This window comes from Plantibacter sp., assembly GCF_059073635.1.
The window spans coordinates 23742-43186 of the sequence record NZ_JCACOF010000001.1; the positions used below are offsets into that span (position 1 = coordinate 23742).

The 19445-nt window shown below is 71.2% G+C and carries 13 protein-coding genes and 1 pseudogene; 3 read left to right on the plus strand and 11 right to left on the minus strand.

What is annotated here, in order from left to right; all coding sequences use genetic code 11:
* Nucleotides 1-59: 59 nt before the first annotated feature.
* From AC5JOC_RS00115 to AC5JOC_RS00160, 10 genes and pseudogenes are all read right to left on the minus strand, one after another.
* A complete protein-coding gene (locus AC5JOC_RS00115) occupies nt 60-737 on the minus strand; it encodes a GntR family transcriptional regulator (RefSeq protein ID WP_064294279.1) in 678 nt (225 codons plus the stop codon).
* Between the two features lie 41 nt (nt 738-778).
* Nucleotides 779-2269 carry an aminopeptidase P family protein gene (locus tag AC5JOC_RS00120; RefSeq protein WP_494244788.1) on the minus strand — a complete coding sequence of 497 codons (1491 nt, stop codon included), beginning with the start codon at nt 2267-2269 and terminating at the stop codon, nt 779-781.
* Nucleotides 2266-3579, minus strand: a complete 1314-nt coding sequence (locus tag AC5JOC_RS00125; protein WP_494244790.1) for an alpha/beta fold hydrolase — start codon at nt 3577-3579, stop codon at nt 2266-2268. Before AC5JOC_RS00125 ends, AC5JOC_RS00120 begins: the two co-directional genes overlap by 4 nt.
* The gene (locus AC5JOC_RS00130) at nt 3576-4454 is read right to left on the minus strand and encodes an ABC transporter ATP-binding protein (protein ID WP_202939678.1); all 879 of its coding nucleotides are present in this window, start codon (nt 4452-4454) and stop codon (nt 3576-3578) included. Before AC5JOC_RS00130 ends, AC5JOC_RS00125 begins: the two co-directional genes overlap by 4 nt.
* Complete coding sequence (locus AC5JOC_RS00135) at nt 4451-5332, minus strand: ABC transporter ATP-binding protein (RefSeq protein WP_079705219.1); 882 nt, start codon at nt 5330-5332, stop codon at nt 4451-4453. The genes AC5JOC_RS00130 and AC5JOC_RS00135 overlap by 4 nt, the downstream gene beginning before the upstream one ends.
* Entirely contained in the window at nt 5329-6324 is a 996-nt protein-coding gene (locus tag AC5JOC_RS00140) for an ABC transporter permease (RefSeq protein ID WP_079705218.1), read from the minus strand. The genes AC5JOC_RS00135 and AC5JOC_RS00140 overlap by 4 nt, the downstream gene beginning before the upstream one ends.
* A complete protein-coding gene (locus AC5JOC_RS00145) occupies nt 6321-7256 on the minus strand; it encodes an ABC transporter permease (RefSeq protein WP_064294392.1) in 936 nt (311 codons plus the stop codon). The genes AC5JOC_RS00140 and AC5JOC_RS00145 overlap by 4 nt, the downstream gene beginning before the upstream one ends.
* A gap of 45 nt (nt 7257-7301) precedes the next feature.
* Nucleotides 7302-8996 carry an ABC transporter substrate-binding protein gene (locus tag AC5JOC_RS00150; protein WP_079705216.1) on the minus strand — a complete coding sequence of 565 codons (1695 nt, stop codon included), beginning with the start codon at nt 8994-8996 and terminating at the stop codon, nt 7302-7304.
* A gap of 78 nt (nt 8997-9074) precedes the next feature.
* Complete coding sequence (locus AC5JOC_RS00155) at nt 9075-9491, minus strand: hypothetical protein (protein WP_494245155.1); 417 nt, start codon at nt 9489-9491, stop codon at nt 9075-9077.
* Nucleotides 9492-9627: 136 nt separating this feature from the next.
* Nucleotides 9628-11160, minus strand: a pseudogene (locus AC5JOC_RS00160) (glycoside hydrolase family 127 protein); the annotation flags it as partial.
* 412 nt (nt 11161-11572) lie between these two features.
* Here AC5JOC_RS00160 and AC5JOC_RS00165 point away from each other — a divergent pair.
* Nucleotides 11573-13162 (plus strand): DEAD/DEAH box helicase, encoded by a 1590-nt coding sequence (locus tag AC5JOC_RS00165; protein WP_079705214.1) that lies wholly within the window; start codon nt 11573-11575, stop codon nt 13160-13162.
* Nucleotides 13163-13271: 109 nt separating this feature from the next.
* The gene (locus tag AC5JOC_RS00170) at nt 13272-13766 is read left to right on the plus strand and encodes a GNAT family N-acetyltransferase (RefSeq protein ID WP_079705213.1); all 495 of its coding nucleotides are present in this window, start codon (nt 13272-13274) and stop codon (nt 13764-13766) included.
* A 111-nt stretch (nt 13767-13877) separates the two neighbouring features.
* Here AC5JOC_RS00170 and AC5JOC_RS00175 read toward each other — a convergent pair whose 3' ends face one another.
* Entirely contained in the window at nt 13878-14447 is a 570-nt protein-coding gene (locus AC5JOC_RS00175; protein ID WP_064294286.1) for an NUDIX hydrolase family protein, read from the minus strand.
* 152 nt (nt 14448-14599) lie between these two features.
* Between AC5JOC_RS00175 and AC5JOC_RS00180 the strand changes: the two genes are divergently transcribed.
* Nucleotides 14600-19444 (plus strand): ATP-dependent helicase, encoded by a 4845-nt coding sequence (locus tag AC5JOC_RS00180; RefSeq protein ID WP_494244795.1) that lies wholly within the window; start codon nt 14600-14602, stop codon nt 19442-19444.
* Nucleotide 19445: the final 1 nt, after the last annotated feature.

A 19445-nucleotide genomic window follows, 5' to 3' on the forward strand; every position in this document is an offset into this window, starting at 1 on the left:
AACAGGCAAGCGTGCACGATCGCGGATCCTGGTCGAGGTCCGCGCACGCACGCCAGGGGCTACTCGGCGTCGGATTCGGGCTTGCCGGCCCACCAGCCGGTGGTGTGCCCGATGTGTCGGTGCATGAGCTCGCGAGCGGCGACCCCGTCACCCCGCTCGAGGGCGTCGAGGAGCTCGTGGTGCTCCACGGCCGAGCGGTCGAGCTGCTGCGAATCGAGCATGGCGGCCAACCCCACGAGCCGGGTGCGTCCGCGGAGGTCCGCGACGAGCTCGACGAGCAGCGGGTTGCCGAGTTTCGCGGTGAGCGCGAGGTGGAACGCCTGGTCGGCTTCGAGGTACCGGGTCAGGTCGCCGTCACGGGCACCGGCCACGATGTCGTCAGCCTGCTGCCGGAGCTCGGGCAGCGAGCCGTGGTCGAAGACCTCGGCCAGGTCCGCCATCGCGGGCGGCTCGAGGAGCTGGCGGATCTGCGCCGTGTTGCGGAGCGAGGCCTCGCTGACGACGGTGACGCGGAACCCCTTGTTCCGGACCGCCTCCACGAAGTCGCGCTTCTCGAGATCGAGCATCGCTTCGCGGACGGGGGTCGCCGAGACGTTGAACTGCACCGCCAGCGTCGGTACCGAGATCATCGTCCCCGGCGCGAGCTCGCCCGAGATGATCGCCGCGGACACCGCCCGCTCCACCTGCGCCCGCAGGCTCAGCCGTTCCTCGGCCGGTCGGATCGCCGACATGCTCATCGCGACTCCCATCCTTCGTCTCCCACCACGGTCCGCTCAGGTTACTGGGCGCGCATCCACGCTTCGATGCCCGACGCGTCGATGGGCAGCGCATCCGACAGCACCTCGGCGCCGTCGGCCGTCACGAGCAGGTCGTCCTCGAGCCGGACGCCGATGCCGCGCAGTTCCGGTGGAACCGTCTCGTCGAAGGCGTGGAAGTACAGCCCCGGCTCGACCGTGAGCACCATGCCGGGCGCCATCGAGCCGCCCTGGTAGGCCTCGTAGGAGGACTTCGCGCAGTCGTGGACGTCGAGGCCGAGGTGGTGACCGATGCCGCACACGAGGTACCGCCGGTGCTGTTGCCCGACCGGGCTCAGAGCCTCGTCGACGGACACCGGCAGGAGGCCCCAGTCGTGGAGTCCCTGCGCGATGACCTCCATGGCCGCGTGGTGGAAGTCGGTGAAGTCGCGGCCCGGGCGTACGGCGGCCATCCCGGCGCGGTGGGACGCCTCGACGAGGTCGTGGACGCGACGCTGCTCCGGGCTGAAGGTGCCCGAGACGGGGAAGGTGCGGGTGACGTCCGCCGTGTAGAACGCACGCGTCTCCACGCCCATGTCGAGCAGGATCGCGTCCTCGGGGCGGACCGGGCCGTCGCAGCGCACCCAGTGGAGCGTGGGTGCGTGCGCGCCGCTGCCGACGATGGTCGAGTAGCCGGGGCCGTTCCCCGTGGTGCGGGCGTGCCGGTCGAAGGTCCCCTGCAGCCAGCGCTCACCGCCGCCGGCGACGGCCGTCGGCAGCTCCCGGATCACGGCGGAGAACCCGCCGACGGTCGCGTCGACCGCTCGCCGCAGCTCCGCGATCTCCCACTCGTCCTTGATCATGCGCAGTTCCGAGAGCACACGGCCGAGTTCCGGCGCGACCGTCAGCGGCTCGAGCGCGCGATGCCGCGAGGTCAGGGTCCCCGCGAGGAGTGGTCGCTCGACGCCTCGGAGCGCGTCGGGCAGCGCGGCGAGCACCTCGACCCGGAGGTCGAGGACCGCCGACCAGTCGGCCGGCCCCGGCGCGGAGCCGACCCAGAGCTCACCGTGGTTGGCGTCGGCGAAGAACCCGGTCTCGCCCGGGTGCGCCGGTGCCGGGATGTACAACGTCGCGTCGTGACCGGCGCCGCTCGGACGCAGCACGAGGACCGCGTCCTCGGCGGAGCAGCCGGTGAGCCAGAAGAAGTCGCTGTCGGGGCGGAAGTCGTAGTTCGAGTCGTTGGCCCGGACGGGCGCGCGACCGGCGGCGACGACGAGCGTCCGCCCGACGAAGGCCTCGCTCAGCCGACGACGGTGCTCGGCTGCGGCCGCGGCGATCCCGGGCTCGACCGGCGGCGTGCGGTCGGGGGTGCCCCAGCCGGTGCCGAGGAACTCGCGGAACGCCGGCACCTCGGCCAGGCGGGGCAGCTTCGGGTCCGGGTTCGCCGGGCGCGGCATGGACGTGGCGGGTGCCTCCGTGGTGGCCGGCGCGAGGCCCGCCGTCTGCTCGGGTGCCTGCTGCTGCGTGTCGGTCATGCCTGCTCCTCATCCGCGCGACGGCCGCCGCGCTCGTCCACCATCGAGAACAGGCGGCGCACCACGGCGGCGTCCTGGATCCCGTCGTGCTCGTACTCGTTCGTGACCCAGGCGGTCGCCCCGCCGACGGCGTCGACCGTCTCCAACTGCAGCTGCGCGTCCACGTACATGTCGTCGAAGTACACGGCCGCGGCGAGCGGCACCGTGCTCGCCTCCAGGACCGCGGGGTCGTACAGCGGGTCCCAGTCGGTCTTGGCCGCCAGTCGCTCCACCGCGCCCTGGAAGGGTCGGAGCGAGCGGATCTCCTCGAACATCCAGGGGTAGACCATCTCCCCCGTGAACAGCAGCGGCCTGGCCGTCTCGGCGAACGCCGGCCGTGCGTCGCGCTCGGCCTGCGCCGCCCACGCGGTCGCCCCCGAGCCGGCGGCACCGTAGATGCTCTCCTGCAAGGCGATGAAGAGGGGGTTGTCGACGTAGGACGTCCTCCCCCAGACCTGCGCCAGGAAGGTGTCGCTCAGGTGGTCGCCGCTGTCGAACGCCTCGTCGAGCAGCCAGTGGAGGCGCTCGTAGCCGGGCTTCATCCCGAAGTCGATCCCGAGGTTCTGGAAGCGCCGCACGGTGAGTCGATCGCCGTCCGGCAGGAGCACCTCCTCGGCGGCGAGTCGGTCGGCGATCCGCGCGACGGTGTCGACGTCCTGGGGGTACCGTTCGGCGAAGGCCAGGTTCTTGCGCTCGGTGCGCGGATAGGTGCGTCGGTAGACCTCCGCCGCCGACGGGTGGATGCCCGCCAGACCGCCGGTGACGTAGCAGGCGGCCAGTCCCTCCGGGGCTCGCGAGAGGTAGGTGAGGGTGAGGAACCCGCCGTAGCTCTGACCGAGCGTCGACCAGCGACGGCCACCGAAGACGGTGCGGCGCAGGTACTCGGCGTCGTCGACGATCGAGTCTGCCCGGAAGCGTTCCAGGTACTCGGCCTGTGCGGCAGCGTCACCGACGGCCGCGATGGACCGGCCGTCGATCCTGGTGCTCCGCCCGGTGCCGCGCTGGTCGAGCAGCACGAGCCGGAAGGTGCGGAGGGCCTCGGCGATCCAGCCGTCCCTGGACACCGGACGCGGGCCTTTGCCGCCCGGTCCGCCCTGGAGGAACACGAGGACCGGGAGCTGCTCGTCGCGACGCAGGGGGTCGACGAGTTCGCGGGCGAACACGCTGATCGTGCGGCCGTCGTCGGGCCGTCGCCAGTCGAGCGGGACGTCGACCGTGTGGTCGGTCACGTGGATCCCCGGCAGCAGGGAGGTGGTGGTGCGGTGGGTCATGCCTGTGTCCTTCCGGCGGCCGGTCCGTGCGTCCGCTCCTGTTCGAGCATGGTGGCACGCGCGGCCTCCCAGCTCGGGTCGATCGTGGGCACGGCGGCGAGCAGGGTCTTCGTGTACTCGTCCTGCGGGTGGTCGAAGATCGCCTCGCGGTCACCCTGCTCGACCACCTTGCCCCGGTGCATGACGGCGACGTCGTGCGCGATCTGCCGCACGACGGCGAGGTCGTGCGCGATGAACAGGTAGCTCAGACCGCGCTCGGCCTGCAGGTCGCGCAGCAGGTCGATGATGCGTGCCTGCACCGACACGTCGAGCGCCGACACCGCCTCGTCGCAGATCACGAGCTTCGGGGAGACGGCGAGCGCCCGGGCGATCCCGATGCGCTGGGCCTGGCCGCCGGAGAACTGCCGCGGGTAGCGCTGGAGGTGGTCGGGGTTCAGGCCGACGCGGTCGAGCAGGTCGCGCACGAGGGCACGCTTGCCCTGCTTCGGGGTGATGCCCTGGTAGTCGAGCGGTGCCGACACGATGCGCTCGACGGTGTGCCTCGGGTTGAGGGAGGAGAACGGGTCCTGGAAGACGACCTGCACCTTCGCCCGGAACGCGGCGAGCGCCGGCCCACGCGCAGTGGTGACGTCCTCGCCGTCGAAGGTGATCGTGCCGGCGGTCGGTTCGATGAGCTTCGCGATCATCCGCGCGGTCGTCGACTTGCCGCTGCCCGACTCCCCGACGATGCCGAGCGTCTCGCCGGCGCGGACGGCGAACCCGACGTCGTCGACGGCGCGGAACTGGGTGGTGCGTGCGCGGAACGCGCCGTCGCCCCTCGTGGTGAAGTCCTTCGTGAGCCCGGTGGCCTGCAGGAGCACTGGTGCGTCGTTCATGCCTGTCCCTCTCCGGTCGTGGCGGGTGCCGTCGGCCGCTCGGTGAACGGGTCGTCGATCCGCGGGAGGGCGTCGAGGAGCGCCCGGGTGTACGCCGCCTGTGGTCGGGAGAAGATCTGTTCGGCCGTGCCCATCTCGACGGGGTCGCCGCCGCGCATGACGAGCACGTCGTCGGCGACCTGACTGACGACGGCGAGGTCGTGGGTGATGAAGATCATGCCGGCACCGGTCTCCCGTTGCAGTTCGGAGAGGAGGTCGAGGATCTGCGCCTGGACGGTGACGTCGAGCGCCGTCGTCGGTTCGTCCGCGATGAGCAGGTCGGGTTCCAGACAGAGCGCCATGGCGATCATGATGCGCTGCCGCATGCCGCCCGAGAACTGGTGCGGGTAGTGGTCGACCCGCCGGGAGGCGTCCGCGATGCGGACCCGTTCGAGGGCCTCGATCGTGACGGCCCTGGCGGCCTTCCGGGAGCCGCCGCGATGGGCGCGGTACGCCTCCTCGATCTGCAGTCCGACGGTGTAGTACGGGTTGAGCGAGGAGAGCGGGTCCTGGAAGACCATCGCGATCCGATCGCCGCGCACTCGGCGCATCTCGCGGTCGCTGCGACCGACGAGCTCGTGTCCGCTCAGCCGGACGCTGCCGGTCGTGCGCCCGCCGTTCGGGAGCAGTCCCATGATCGCGAGCGAGGTCATGGACTTGCCGGAGCCGGACTCGCCCACGATGCCGAGGGTCTGGCCGTGCTGGACCGCGAACGACGCCTTCCGCACCACGTCGATGTCGCCGGAGGTGGTCGGGAAGGTGACCGTGAGGTCGTCGACCTCGAGCAGCGCCGCCCCGGGGACGGGCAGGGAGATGGTCCTGGTGACGGTGGGGCTCATGCGCTCTTCACTCTCACTCTCGGGTCGAGGAACGTGTACACGACGTCGACCACGACGTTGCCGATGACCACGAAGAACGCGGCCAGCAGGGTGACGCCCATGATGACGGGCTGGTCGTTCTTCGCGATCGAGTCGGCGGCGAGCTTGCCGACGCCGTTCAGTCCGAACACCGTCTCGGTGATGAGGGCGCCCCCGAGGAGGCCCGCGAAGTCCATGCCGAAGAGCGTGACGACGGGGGTGAGCGCCGGGCGCAGCGCGTGGCGGCGCAGGATGAGCGGCGCGGGCAGGCCCTTCGCCCGGGCGGTCCGCATGAAGTTCTCACCGAGGGTGTCGATGACGTTCGCCCGGACGAGCCTCGCGTACATCGACGCGTAGCCGAGGGCGAGCACGATCCACGGCATGAGGTAGTTCTGGAACCACCGGACCGGGTCCTCGGCGAAGGGCACGGCCTGCGGGAACGGCAGGATCTGCAGTTGCACCACGAGGACGTACTGCAGGAGGAGCGCGAGGAAGTAGTTCGGCAGGCTGATGCCGGCGAGGGCGACCATCATCGCCCCACGGTCCCAGCCGGTCCCCTGCTTGACGGCGCTGAGCAGGCCACCGCTGACGCCGACGAGCAGCCAGAGGACCGCCGCACCGATCGCGACCGTCGCGGTCACGGGGAAGCGCGCGGTGATCATGTCCATGACGGACTCGTTGGTCTGGAAGCTGAAGCCGAGGCACGGCGCCGCGCAGGAGACCGCCGAGGCGCCCTCCCCGTAGCTCCGGCCCATGACGATCCCCCGGATGAACTCGAGGTACTGCTGCCAGAACGGCTGGTCGAGCCCGAGCTGCGCCCGGATCTGGTCGATGCGGTCGGGGGTGCAGGTCTTGCCGCAGATCTGCACCGCCGGGTCGGGCGACAGCAGGAAGAAGATGACGTAGGTGAAGAGGCTGATGAGCAGCAGGATGCCGATCGCCGACGCGATGCGGCGCAGGAGGTAGAGGGTCATGAGGCGGCGTCTCCCGAGTCGAGGGCCTTGCGCAGGCGGTCGCCGAGCACGGTGAAGGACAGCACCGTGAGGAACAGGAAGGTGCCGGGGATCAGGAAGTACATCGGGTCGACCGCGTACCAGCCGACCGCGGTCGCGATCATCTGGCCCCAGCTCGGCGTGGGCGGGGTGACGCCGACACCGAGGAAGGAGAGGCCCGCCTCCGTGCCGATGTAACCGGGAACGGCGAGGGTGGCCAGGACGATGATGGTGCCGCGGAGGTTCGGCAGGATCTCGCGGAAGACGATGCGGATGCCCCCGGCGCCCGACGCACGCGCCGATTCGACGAACTCGCTCGTCCGCAGCGACATCGCCTGACCGCGCACCACCCGGGCGGTGTACGGCCAGCCGAAGAGGCTCAGCACGACGACGAGCAGGACCGGTCGGTTGCCGGCGGGCAGGGCCGACAGGAGCGCGATCATGAAGATGAGCGACGGGAACGCCATGAGGAAGTCCATGACGCGGGAGACGACCTGGTCGACCCACCCGCCGTAGAAGCCGGCGAGCATGCCGAGCACGACGCCGAGCACGGTGGTGACGATCGTCGCCGAGACGGCGATCGACAGCGACACCTGCGCACCGAAGGCGATGCGCGCGAAGATGTCGCGTCCGTTCCCGGGTTCGACCCCGAACCAGTGCTCGGCGGAGATCCCGCCGAGGTTGCCGATCGGCACGCCGCCGAGGTCGGAGTCCACCGCCGACTTGTCGAAGGTGTACGGACCCCAGCCGCTGATCGCGGTGATCAGCGGGGCGAGGATCGCGAGCAGCACGACGAGCACGATGAACGCGACGCTGAGCAGCACCGGCGGGCTGGAGCGGAGGGTGGCGATCACCCGCCGCGCGGGGGTGGGCGCACCGACCGGCGCACCCACCTCCTCGGCGACGGTGGTCAGCTCACTGGGAACGGACGACGACATCTGCGGCTACCGGCTTTCCGACTACTTGCCGGCCGAGGACAGGCCGACGGACACGTAGTCGATGCCACCGGAGTACCCGGCGTGCGAGTACGCACCGGCGACGTTGGCTCCGACGACCATGACCGTCTTCTCGAACAGCAGCGGCACCGTCGGCACGAGCTTCTGGATCTGCTCGTCGAGCGCGCCCCAGGCGGCGTTGGCCTCGTCGGTGTCGGTCATCGCGCGGATCTCGGCGATGCGCTCGTTGACGGCGGGGTCGTTCAGCTGCGCGATGTTCGAGTTGCCCTTCGGGAAGATCTGCGAGCCGTCGAAGAGCGGCGGCAGGAAGGTCGAGCCGGAGGCCCAGTCCGGGCACCAGCCGGTGATGGCGGCGTCGTTCTGCTGCGACGTCGTGCCGATGACCTCGTAGTAGGTCGAGGTGTCGATGAGGTTGAAGTTCACCGTGATGCCGGCCTTCGCGAGCGCCTGCTGCACCGCCTCGGCCTGCGCCTGCATCTTGGGCTGGCTGCGGATGTCGAGCGTGAAGGAGAAGCCGTCGGGGAGGCCCGCCTCGGCGAGGAGTTCCTTGGCCTTCTCCGGGTCGCCTGCGTTGTCCTTGCTCGGGTAGAGGTCGAACTCGGTGTGGCCGGCGACGGTGGGCGGCAGCATGGTGGTCGCGATGTCCGCGAGCTGCGATCCGCCCGAGGCGTCCTTCACCGACTCGCGGTCGATGGCGTAGGCGATGGCCTGGCGGACCAGCGGGTTGTCCATGTTCGGCTTGGTCGTGTTCAGACCCATGTACGTGGTGCAGCCCTGGAGACCGGCGATGGTGCGTGCCTTGAGTGCCGGCGTCTGGATCCGGGAGATGGAGGCTGCCTGGACGGACCCGGCGATCGCGTTCGCGTCGTCACCCTGGCCGGCGATCATGCGCTCGTCGATGGTCGAGGCGTCGAGACCGAAGGTGAAGTCGAAGCCGTCCGGGTAGGCCTTGCGGACGTCGTCCGTCTTCGGGTCCCACGAGTCGTTGCGGACGAGCTTCAGCTGCGAGCCGCGCTCGTAGCTGTCGACCTTGTAGGGGCCGGAGGCGATCGGCATCTTGTCGAGGCTCGTCGTCGTCACCCGCTCGGTGTCGGCGGGGAAGGGCGTGAAGCTGTTCTGCCCGACGACGCTCGCGAAGTCGGCGAACGGCTCCTTGAGCGTGAAGACGATGGTCTGGTCGTCCGGCGTCTGGATGGACGGCAGGTCACCCGTGATGTACGGGCCCTCGTACGAGTCCGTGCCGGCGATCGTGAGGCGGGCGTAGGGCGATCCGACGGCGATGGCCGGGTCGAAGGAGCGCTCGACGCCGAACTTCACGTCCTTGCTCGTGATCGGCGTGCCGTCCTCGAACTTGAGGTCGTCCTTGAGCGTGAACGTCCACTGGAGGCCGTCGTCGCTCACCGTGCCGAGGTCGGTCGCGAGGTCGGGGACCATCTCGGTGCCCTTGGCGCCCTCGCCCGTGGACTGCGTCGTCAACGTGCGGTAGATGAGGCGGTAGAAGTTGTTCACGCCGCCGTCGAAGCCCTGGACCGGGTCGAGATGCGAGAAGTCCGCGTTCAGGAGGACGTCGACGGTGCCGCCCTTCACCGGGGTGCTGGACGGTCCGTCACCTCCTGAGCCGGAACCCGCGGAGGTACACCCCGCGAGGAGGAGGACGGCCGCCGCCGCGAGGGCGGGGATGGAGAATCGTTGCTTCATGACGCTCTGCTTTCGTGTCGATCGGGCGGGTCGCCCGCGGGTGGAGAGGGTGGAGCGGGGTCGGGGGACGGGAGGAGGTCAGTGGGAGCGGAACCAGACGCGCATGGCACCCGGTTCGCGGTTGCCCCAGAGGGCGTAGGGGATGAGGGTCGCGGTGGTCTGTGTCACCGAGGCCGTCGTCGCGACCGCGGCGAGCGGTGCCGTGGCGGGCTCGGTGTCGGGCGCCCCGGACAGGATCGGGTAGAGCACGGCCGGAGCGGGGGCGTCGACGGTCGCCGGGACGAGGAGCGCGACGGCGTCGATCCCCTCCCGGTCCAGGATCCGACGGTGCTCGACGACCGCGCGATCCGCGTCGGCTCCGGAGAACCGCAGGAGGTCGAGGTCCGCCGTCGTGTCCTGCTGCTCGGCGCAGGAGACGATCGGTCCGCGGGCGAAGGCGATCGAGCCGCGGAGGGCGTCCACGGAGGGGTGCGCGCCGTGCGCCCGGACGGGCATCGGGAGGTCGAGCTCCACGGTGTCGCCCGCACGCCACCAGCGCCGGACACGGACCCATCCGTCGACGGGTTCGAGCGGCGCGGCTCGATCCGCCCATGCGGATGGAGCCGCCCACGACCCACGCGGGGATGCGGATCGCGAGCTCGACCTCGTCGTCGGCGGCGGTGTCCACCGTCACGGTGACCGCTCCGTCCCACGGATACGCGGTGTCGACGGTGAAGGAGAGCCGCTCGGTCGCGATCGACGCCGCGGTGAGGTGGGCGACTTCGACACCGGCGGGGGTCGACGTCGCGAGGTGATCCTGCAGCTCCGCGGTCCAGCGCACGATGTTCGGCGGGCAGCACGGGCAGCCGAACCAGCTCCGCCGGAGGAGTTCGCCGTCCGCCTCCGCCCCCGACCGCTGGAGGTGGTCGGGACGACGCTGCAGCGGGTTGTCGTAGAAGAAGGCCATGCCGTCCGCGGAGAGGCCTGCGGCGTACGCGTTGTAGAGGACGGTCTCGACGGTGTCGAGGACGGCGGCCGACCCGGTCGCGAGGTACAGGCGCCAGCCCCACTGCATCACGGCGATCGCCGCGCACGTCTCGCTGTAGGAGCGTTCGGACGGCAGCTCGTAGCGGTCGCCGATCGCCTCGTCGGAGTGTCGACTCCCGAGGCCGCCCGTGAGGTAGAGCTTCGTCTCCACCATGTCGTCCCAGAGCCGCTGCAGCGACGCGAGCAGCTCCTGGTCGCCGCGTTCGAGGGCGACGTCGGTCGCTCCGGCGGCCAGGTACGCCATGCGGACGGCGTGTCCGGTCACGGAGTCGAGGTCGCGCAGTGGGGCCGAGTCCTGGAAGTACTCGGCGGGGAAGACCCGGAGCTCGACCGTGCCGTGACCACGTCGGTCGACGAACGCGGTCGCGAGCTCGAGGTAGGACGGCACGCCGGTCTCACGGAACAGCTCGACCAGGGCCATCTCGACCTCGGGGTGCCCGCACACCTGCGGGTCGCCGTCCGGTCCGAACCGTTCGACGGCGAGGTCGGCGAACGCCCGGGCGACGATCAGCAGACGGTCGTCGCCGAGACGACGCTTCGCGGCGATCGCCGCCTGGATGAGGTGCCCGAGGTTGTACAGCTCGTGGCCCCAGGCGAGGTCCTCCCAGGGTTCCTTCTCGATCTCCGGAGCCTGGAAGTAGGAGTTGAGGTACCCGTCCTCGCGCTGCGCGGCTTCGATGACGCCGACGGCCTCCTCGTAGAAGTCGCGGACGTCGCCGGGTGCCGCCCCGACGACCTCGTCCTCGGCGAGCAGGTAGGCGAGGCCTTCGAGGGTCTTGAAGACGTCGGTGTCGAGGAACGGGTAGCGCCCGCGGAAGCGTGACGTGCCGTCCCCCGGGTCGGAGATCCGGGCGAGGTTGTCGAGGTTGCCGGCGAGGCGGAGCTGCTCGATCGAGTGCGGGACGGTGGCGTCGCGGTTCCGACGCTGCCACGCACCGAGCTCGCCATCTCCCAGCGCGACCTGTCCGGCGCCCAGCGGGATGCGGACTCCCGCGATCGGTGCGACGGCGGCGTAACGGCCTCCCGCGTGCACCGCGGTGCTCGCTGCTCGGGCGTCTTCGTCGAAGCTCATGGGCGACAGGCCTTTCTGTACCGTGTGACACAGTACACGGATCCGGGTTTGTGGTGGGTGACACATTACTCACCTGCTCCAGCGGACTGTCAAGCGCCGACGACCGATTCCAGGAGATGGAAACACAGCCGTAACGCGCCTCTCCCAGCAGACTCCTCGCCGGATGCGCTACGCTGGAGGAACTTGCGTGCGATCGCGCCATCCGGTGCGGTACTCGCTTGCGTCGTAGAACGCTCCCTCTCTCCCCTGCACGGCACCCAGCGGTGCATGCCAGGGTCGATGACACTTCATACGGCGAACGGATGCGCGACCTGCGCCTTCGCCACCTCCCACCAGCGACGACGCCGACGGAAGCACGCCGTACCATCCACGTGAGTCATCACGTGCGTGGTCATCCCGGCAGTGCCCGCTACCGCACACGAGTGCGCCGGCAGCCGTCATCGAAGCTCGTGGCCGTGCCTGAAAGAGACACACACCCATGACCGAAGCAACCATCACCTTCGACGCCCTCGGCGTCCCGGCACCGCTCGTCGCCTCCCTCGCGAAGGACGGCAAGACGAGCGCGTTCCCCATCCAGATCGACACGCTCCCCGACACCCTCGGCGGACGCGACGTCCTCGGCCGCGGCAAGACCGGCTCCGGCAAGACCCTGGCCTTCAGCATCCCGATGGTCGCCCGTCTCGGCGGCGCCCTCGCCGGTGGCAAGCGCCGCCCGGGTCGCCCGCTCGGACTCGTCCTCGCACCGACGCGCGAGCTCGCCACCCAGATCGCCGCGGTCATGCAGCCGCTGGCCGACGCCTACTCGCTGAAGACCACCACGATCTTCGGCGGCGTCTCGCAGAAGCGTCAGGAAGAGGCGCTCCGCGCCGGCGTCGACATCGTCATCGCCTGCCCCGGCCGCCTCGAGGACCTCATGAAGCAGGGCTTCGTGAACCTCGACGCCGTGGAGATCACCGTCCTCGACGAGGCCGACCACATGGCCGACCTCGGCTTCCTGCCGGTCGTCACGCGCATCCTCGACAAGACGCCTCGCGGCGGGCAGCGTCTGCTGTTCTCCGCGACGCTCGACAACGGCGTGGACAAGCTCGTCCGCAAGTTCCTGCAGAACGAGGTGCTCCACTCCGTCGACGAGGCGAACTCGCCCGTCGCCGCGATGACGCACCACGTCTTCACGACCCCCTCGGTCGAGTCGAAGAAGGACCTCATCCAGGCCCTCGCCTCGGGTAGTGGCCGACGCATCCTCTTCATGCGCACGAAGCACCACGCCAAGAAGCTCGCGAAGCAGCTCACCGACTCCGGCATCCCCGCGGTCGACCTGCACGGCAACCTCTCGCAGGTGGCCCGCGACCGCAACCTCGCGGCCTTCAGCGCCGGGACCGCCAAGGTCCTCGTCGCCACCGACGTCGCCGCCCGCGGTGTGCACGTCGACGACGTCGAACTCGTCATCCACGTCGACCCGCCGACCGAGCACAAGGCGTACCTGCACCGCTCGGGCCGCACGGCTCGTGCGGGCAGCGCCGGTGACGTCGTCACCCTCGCGATCCCCGGCCAGATGGAGGACCTCAAGAAGCTCCTCCGCAAGGCCGAGATCAACGTCACCCCGCAGGCGGTCACCGCGACCTCCCCGGCGGTCCTCGAGCTCATCGGCGACGTCGCCGCCTACGTGAAGCCCGCGCCGCGTGCGGCCGTGCAGCAGCAGGGTGGTGGCGGTGGTGGTCGCTCGCAGGGTGCCAACGCGCAGCGTAAGCGTGCAGCCCGCGACGGCAACGGCCTCGGCAACGGTCACCGCGACCGCGACGGTGCCCGCGCCGGCGCGAGCCGCGACAGCGCTCCTCGCGAGGGCGGCCAGGGCGGCGGCGGTCGTCGTGGCGGTCGTCCCGCCGGCGGTAACGGTGGTCAGGGCGGACAGCGCTCCGGCGCCGGTCGCTCGGGCGGCGCGCGTGCAGGCGCCGGTGCCGCCACCGGTGGCAGCCGCACGCACTACAGCACCGGCTACGCCGCGAACTCGGGCGCTCCCGCCGAGTCCTCGCGCCCCCGGACCAACCGTCGCGCGTCCAGCGGCAACTAGCAGCGAACCGCTCGAACGAAGCGCCGTCCACCGCAGGGTGGGCGGCGCTTCGCCGTTCGCGGACCCACTCGATTTCGCGAGACGGGGGCGCTCGGGATACGGTTCCACCATGAACGCCACCGCAGTCGTCCGCCCCATCCGAGACGTCGACGCCGAGTCGCTGGGGCGTGTGCACGCCACGTGCTGGCACGAGACCTACGACCACCTCATCAGCTCGGCCACCCTCGCGAAGCTGTCACCACGCCGCATGGCCGAGCTGTGGACCCACTGGGCCGCGCAGGGTCCCGAGTACACGCACTTCGCAGCGCTCGTCGACGGCGAGATCGTCGGCTTCTCGGGTTCGGGCCCAGCCCGCGACGAGGACGCACCCCGTGAGCGCGAGCTGTACTTCATCTACCTGTTGGACGCGTTCCACGGGACCGGCATCGGTCAGCAGCTGTTCGACGCCGCCATCCCCGACGGTCAGCCGTCATTCCTGTGGGTCGCCGCGGACAATCCGCGTGCGCACCGCTTCTACCAGCGCAACGGGTTCGTCCTCGACGGTGGAGCCAAGACCGAGCCGTTCCTCGGCGAGATGATCGACGAGGTCCGCTACACCCGCTGACGCGCCCCGGCCCCTGAGCCGGTCCCCCGGTCCGTGAGCCCTTACCCGATCCCTGAGCCGCTCCCCCGGTCCCTGAGCCGCGTCCACCCGGTCCCTGAGCTTGTCGAAGGGCTAGCGCAGCCGTCCGACGGAGGCGAGGGCCGCGCGGAGGAGCGTGCCGCGGCCGCCCTCCATCTCGGCGGCGATCGCGTCGGAGGACGCCGCCTCAGGTGTCATCCACGTGAGTTCGAGCGCGTCCTGGCGGGGTTCGCAGGTGCCGGTCACCGGGACGACGTACGCCAGCGCGACGGCGTGCTGCCGGTCGTCGGAGTACGGCGACAAGCCCGGCAACGGGAAGTACTCGGCCACCTGGAACGGCACGGGCGACGCAGGGAGCAGCGGGAACGCCATCGGACCGAGGTCCTTCTCCAGGTGGCGGAAGAGCGCGTCGCGGATCGTCTCGCCGTACATGACGCGACCGGAGACGAGCGTGCGCGTCATCTCGCCGAGCGCCGTGGCCCGGAGCAGGACGCCCACCTCGGTGACGACACCGAAGCCGTCGACGCGGACCGGCACGGCCTCGACGTACAGCAACGGGAGCCGGCGGCGGATCTCCTCGAGTTCGACGTCCGACAGCCAGCCCGGATTGGAATTGCCGGGGAGATCGGGTTCCGGGTTGGGATCAGGGGTGCGAACGCTCATAGCTCCTTCATACCGTATGGAGCCGAGCGGCGATCCAGGCGGGCGGCGGTTCGACCGGACACCGCGCCCGACGCGCGGCGGGATCATACGGGGCCACGCGACCGCGCGCGACGCCGGTCGCGGTGTCGGTGGGGTGCAGGATGATGGAACCCATGACCGAGGTGCTCGAGCGCTTCTCCCCCGCGACGCGCGACTGGTTCGAGGGGGCGTTCGTCGCGCCCACGCCGGCGCAGGCGGGTGCCTGGGATGCGATCTCCCGCGGCGCCAACGCCCTCGTCGTCGCGCCGACCGGTTCGGGCAAGACCCTGTCCGCGTTCCTCTGGTCGATCGACCGCCTGCTCTCCGAGGCCATCGCCGAACACGCCGTGCGGCCGCGCACCGGCGTCCCGCTCACCGGCCTCGAGGCCGACGAAGCGGAGGCCGCCGCCGCCCAGCGCGAGCGCTCCCGCGGCACCCGCGTCCTCTACATCTCGCCGCTGAAGGCCCTCGGCGTCGACGTCGAGCGCAACCTCCGCACCCCGCTCGTCGGCATCGCCCAGGCGGCGCGCCGCCTCGGCACCGAACCACCCACCATCAGTGTCGGCGTCCGCTCGGGCGACACCCCGTCCGCCGACCGCCGGGCGATGGCCAAAGAGCCACCGGACATCCTCATCACCACGCCCGAGTCGCTCTTCCTCATGCTCACGAGTGCGGCACGCGAGACCCTCCGCACGGTCGACACCGTCATCATCGACGAGATCCACGCCGTCGCCTCGACGAAGCGCGGCGCCCACCTCGCGGTGTCGCTCGAGCGGCTCGACGCCATGCTCGAGAAGCCGGTGCAGCGCATCGGGCTCTCCGCCACGGTGCGCCCCGCCGAGGAGGTCGCGCGGTTCCTCGGAGGCCGCGCACCGGTCGAGATCGTGGCCCCGCCGGCCGCGAAGACCTTCGACCTGCACGTGGTCGTCCCGGTCGACGACATGACCGACCCCGACGCCGGCATGCGGACGCCCGGCGAGGCCGACGACGACGGCAGCGGTGGCGGGTTCACCGGCTACACCCCGAACAGCGACGGCGGCGGCGAAGACCGCGTCGGCAGCATCTGGCCCCACGTCGAGGAGGCGATCGTCGACCGCGTGCTCGCGCACCGCTCCACCATCGTGTTCGCCAACTCCCGTCGTCTGGCGGAGCGGCTCACGGCCCGGCTCAACGAGATCAACGAGGCCCGACTCAGCGACGCCACTCTCACGACCCCCGGTGCCGGGCGTCCACCGGCGCAGCTCATGGCCCAGAGCGGCCAGACCCGCGGATCGACGAGCGTCGCGGCCGCAGCCGCCCGGCCGGCCACCGAGGAGAGCGACGACGACATCCCCCTCCTCGCACGCGCCCACCACGGATCCGTCTCCAAGGAGCAGCGCGCGGGCATCGAGGAGGACCTCAAGTCCGGACGCCTGCGCTGCGTGGTCGCGACCTCGAGCCTCGAGCTCGGCATCGACATGGGCGAGGTCGACCTCGTCATCCAGGTGGAGTCCCCGCCGAGCGTCGCGAGCGGCCTGCAGCGGGTCGGCCGCGCCGGCCACCAGGTGGGCGAGGTCTCCCGAGGCGTCCTGTTCCCGAAGCACCGCGCCGACCTCATCAGCACCACGGTCGCGACCGAGCGGATGGAGGCCGGGCTCATCGAGGCGATCGAGGTCCCCTCCAATCCGCTCGACATCCTCGCGCAGCAGACGGTCGCGGCGGTCGCGCTCGACGAACTCGGCGTGGAGGACTGGTTCGAGACGGTCAAGCGCAGTGCCCCGTTCGCCTCCCTGCCCCGCTCGGCCTTCGAGGCGACGCTCGACCTCCTGGCCGGACGCTACCCCTCCGACGCCTTCGCCGAGCTGCGCCCGCGCATCGTCTGGGATCGCGACGCCGGGGTCCTGACCGGGCGGCCGGGGGCCCAGCGCCTCGCCGTCACGAGCGGCGGCACCATCCCCGACCGCGGGCTCTTCGGCGTCTTCATGGTCGGCGAGTCGGGCGCCGGCGCGCGCGTCGGCGAGCTCGACGAGGAGATGGTCTACGAGTCCCGCGTCGGCGACGTCTTCGCCCTCGGCGCCACGAGCTGGCGCATCCAGGAGATCACCCACGACCGCGTGCTCGTGACCCCGGCGTTCGGCCAGCCGGGCCGGCTGCCGTTCTGGAAGGGCGACGGCATCGGTCGCCCGGCCGAGCTCGGTCGCGCCATCGGCGCCTTCGTGCGCGAGCTCGACACCACCGGCACGGGCTCCACCCCACGTCTCGAAGCAGCCGGCCTCGACGAGCGGGCCATCAGCAACCTCGTCGCCTACGTCCGCGAGCAGCGCGAGGCGACGGGTGTCGTCCCCAACGACACGACCCTCGTCGTCGAACGCTCGCGCGATGAACTCGGCGACTGGCGGGTCATCCTCCACTCCCCCTACGGACTCCGTGTGCACGCCCCCTGGGCGCTCGCGGTCGGCGCTCGGGTGCAGGAGCGCCTCGGGGTCGACGGCTCGGCGGTGGCGAGCGACGACGGCATCATCGTCCGCCTGCCCGACACCGAGAGCGAGCCGCCGGGAGCCGAACTCTTCGTCTTCGAACCGGAGGAGCTCGACGCCCTCGTCACGCAGGAGGTCGGCGGCTCGGCATTGTTCGCCTCGCGGTTCCGCGAGTGCGCCGCCCGTGCCCTCCTGCTCCCGAACTACTCGCCGCAGAAACGCTCGCCGCTCTGGCAGCAGCGCCAGCGGTCGGCGCAGCTCCTCGAGGTCGCGAAGCAGTACCCGACGTTCCCGATCATCCTCGAGACGCTCCGCGAGTGTCTCCAGGACGTCTACGACCTCCCGGCCCTCGACCACCTCGCGCGTGAGCTGCAGTCGCGCGCGATCCGCATCGTCGAGACCACGACCGATCAGCCCTCGCCCTACGCCCGTTCGCTCCTGTTCGGCTACGTCGGCGCGTTCATGTACGAGGGCGACAGCCCGTTGGCCGAGCGTCGGGCCGCGGCGCTCGCGGTCGACAGCACCATGCTCGGCGAACTCCTCGGTCGGGTGGAACTCCGCGAGCTCCTCGACCCCGGCGTCATCGAGCAGACCGCGCTCGAGCTGCAGCGTCTCGACCCCGAGCGTCGACTCAAGGGGGTCGAGGGCGTCGCCGACGCGCTGCGGATGCTCGGCCCGCTCACCATCGACGAGATCGCGGCCCGGACGACCTTCGACGGCGTCACCGTCTCCGCCGACGGCGAGGCGAGTCGTGGCGACGACCCGCAAGCCTGGGCCCCCGATCCGGCTCGCTCGGCGGCCGCCGTCGCCGAACTCGAACGCTCGAAGCGCGTCATCCGCGTCCCGATCGCCGGCGAGGAGCGCTTCGCCGCGATCGAGGACGCAGGCCGACTCCGCGACGCGCTCGGCACCCCGCTGCCCATCGGCGTGCCGGTCGCGTTCACCGAGCCGGTCGCCGATCCGTTGGGCGACCTCCTCGCCCGCCACGCGCGCACGCACGGGCCGTTCACGACCGGGCAGACGGCCAGGCGCTTCGGTCTCGGGACCGCGGTGGTCCAGCACACGCTCGCCCGGCTGGCCGACGCCGGCCGCGTGGTCAAGGGCGAGTTCCTCCCCGCCGGCCGGCAGCAGGTGGGCGAGGACGACGACGCCGACCGCAGCCCCACCGATGCGACGGAGTGGTGCGACGCCGGCGTGCTGCGCAAGCTCCGCATCCGTTCGCTCGCCGCGCTGCGGCACGAGGTCGAGCCGGTCGAGCAGCAGGCGTTCGCCCGGTTCCTGCCGGTGTGGCAGCACCTCGGCGGGACGCTCCGCGGCGTCGACGGCGTCGCGACGGTCATCGACCAGCTCGCCGGCGCGCCCATCCCGGCGTCGGCCTGGGAGTCGCTCATCCTGCCCTCGCGCGTCGCCGACTACAGTCCCGCCATGCTCGACGAACTCACCGCGACGGGCGAGGTCGTGTGGTCGGGTAGCGGTTCGATCCCCGGCAACGACGGCTGGGTCGCGCTCCACCTCGCCGACACGGCGCCCCTCACGCTGCCCCTCGCTCCGACGCCGCACACCCCGGACGCCCTGCAGACCGAACTGCTCGCGACGCTCGGCGGGGGCGGCGCGTACTTCTTCCGGCAGCTCGCGGAGTCGGTCGGCTCGACGGACGACAAGCTCCTCGTCGACGCCCTCTGGGAGCTCGTGTGGGCCGGGCTCGTCACCAACGACACCTTCTCACCGCTCCGCACCCTGGTGGGTTCCGGCTCGGGGAACTCGGCGCACCGGGTGCAACGGCAGACCCCGCGATCGAAGCTGTACCGTGGCCGCAACCTGCAGCGCCCCTCGATGTCGACGCGGGCGAGCCAGACCCTCGGCGGCCGGTGGTCGATCCTGCCGCTGGCCGAGCAGGACGCCACCATCCGTGCCGTCGCCACGGGCGAGACCCTGCTCGAGCGGTACGGCGTCGTGACGCGCGGGTCCGTCGTCGCGGAGGGCGTGACTGGCGGCTTCGCCCTCGCCTACCGCGTGCTGAAGCAGTTCGAGGAGAACGGTCGCTGCCGTCGCGGATACTTCGTGGAACGCCTCGGCGGGGCGCAGTTCGCCTCCTCCGGCACCGTCGACCGCCTGCGCGGGTTCATCCGGACCGACGACGAGCCACCGCTCGACGCCGTCACCCTCGCCGCGACCGACCCGGCGAACCCCTACGGCGCCGCCCTCGGTTGGCCGGGCCAGGAGGTCACCGGGGTGAAGCACCGGCCGGGGCGGAAGGCGGGTGCGCTCGTCGTCCTCGTCGACGGAGCGCCGGTCTACTACCTGGAACGCGGTGGCAAGACGGCGCTCGTGTTCTCTGAGGACGACGACCAGCTCCGCGCCGGGGCGCGTTCCCTGGCGTCCACGGTGCGCGCTGGTCGCATCGAGAAGCTCGGCATCGAGCAGGTCAACGGCGCCTTCGTGCTCGGCACCCCGACGGGCCACGCCCTCCGCGACGCCGGATTCGTCGAGACGCCACGTGGATTGCGGCTCCGGCGTGGGTGAA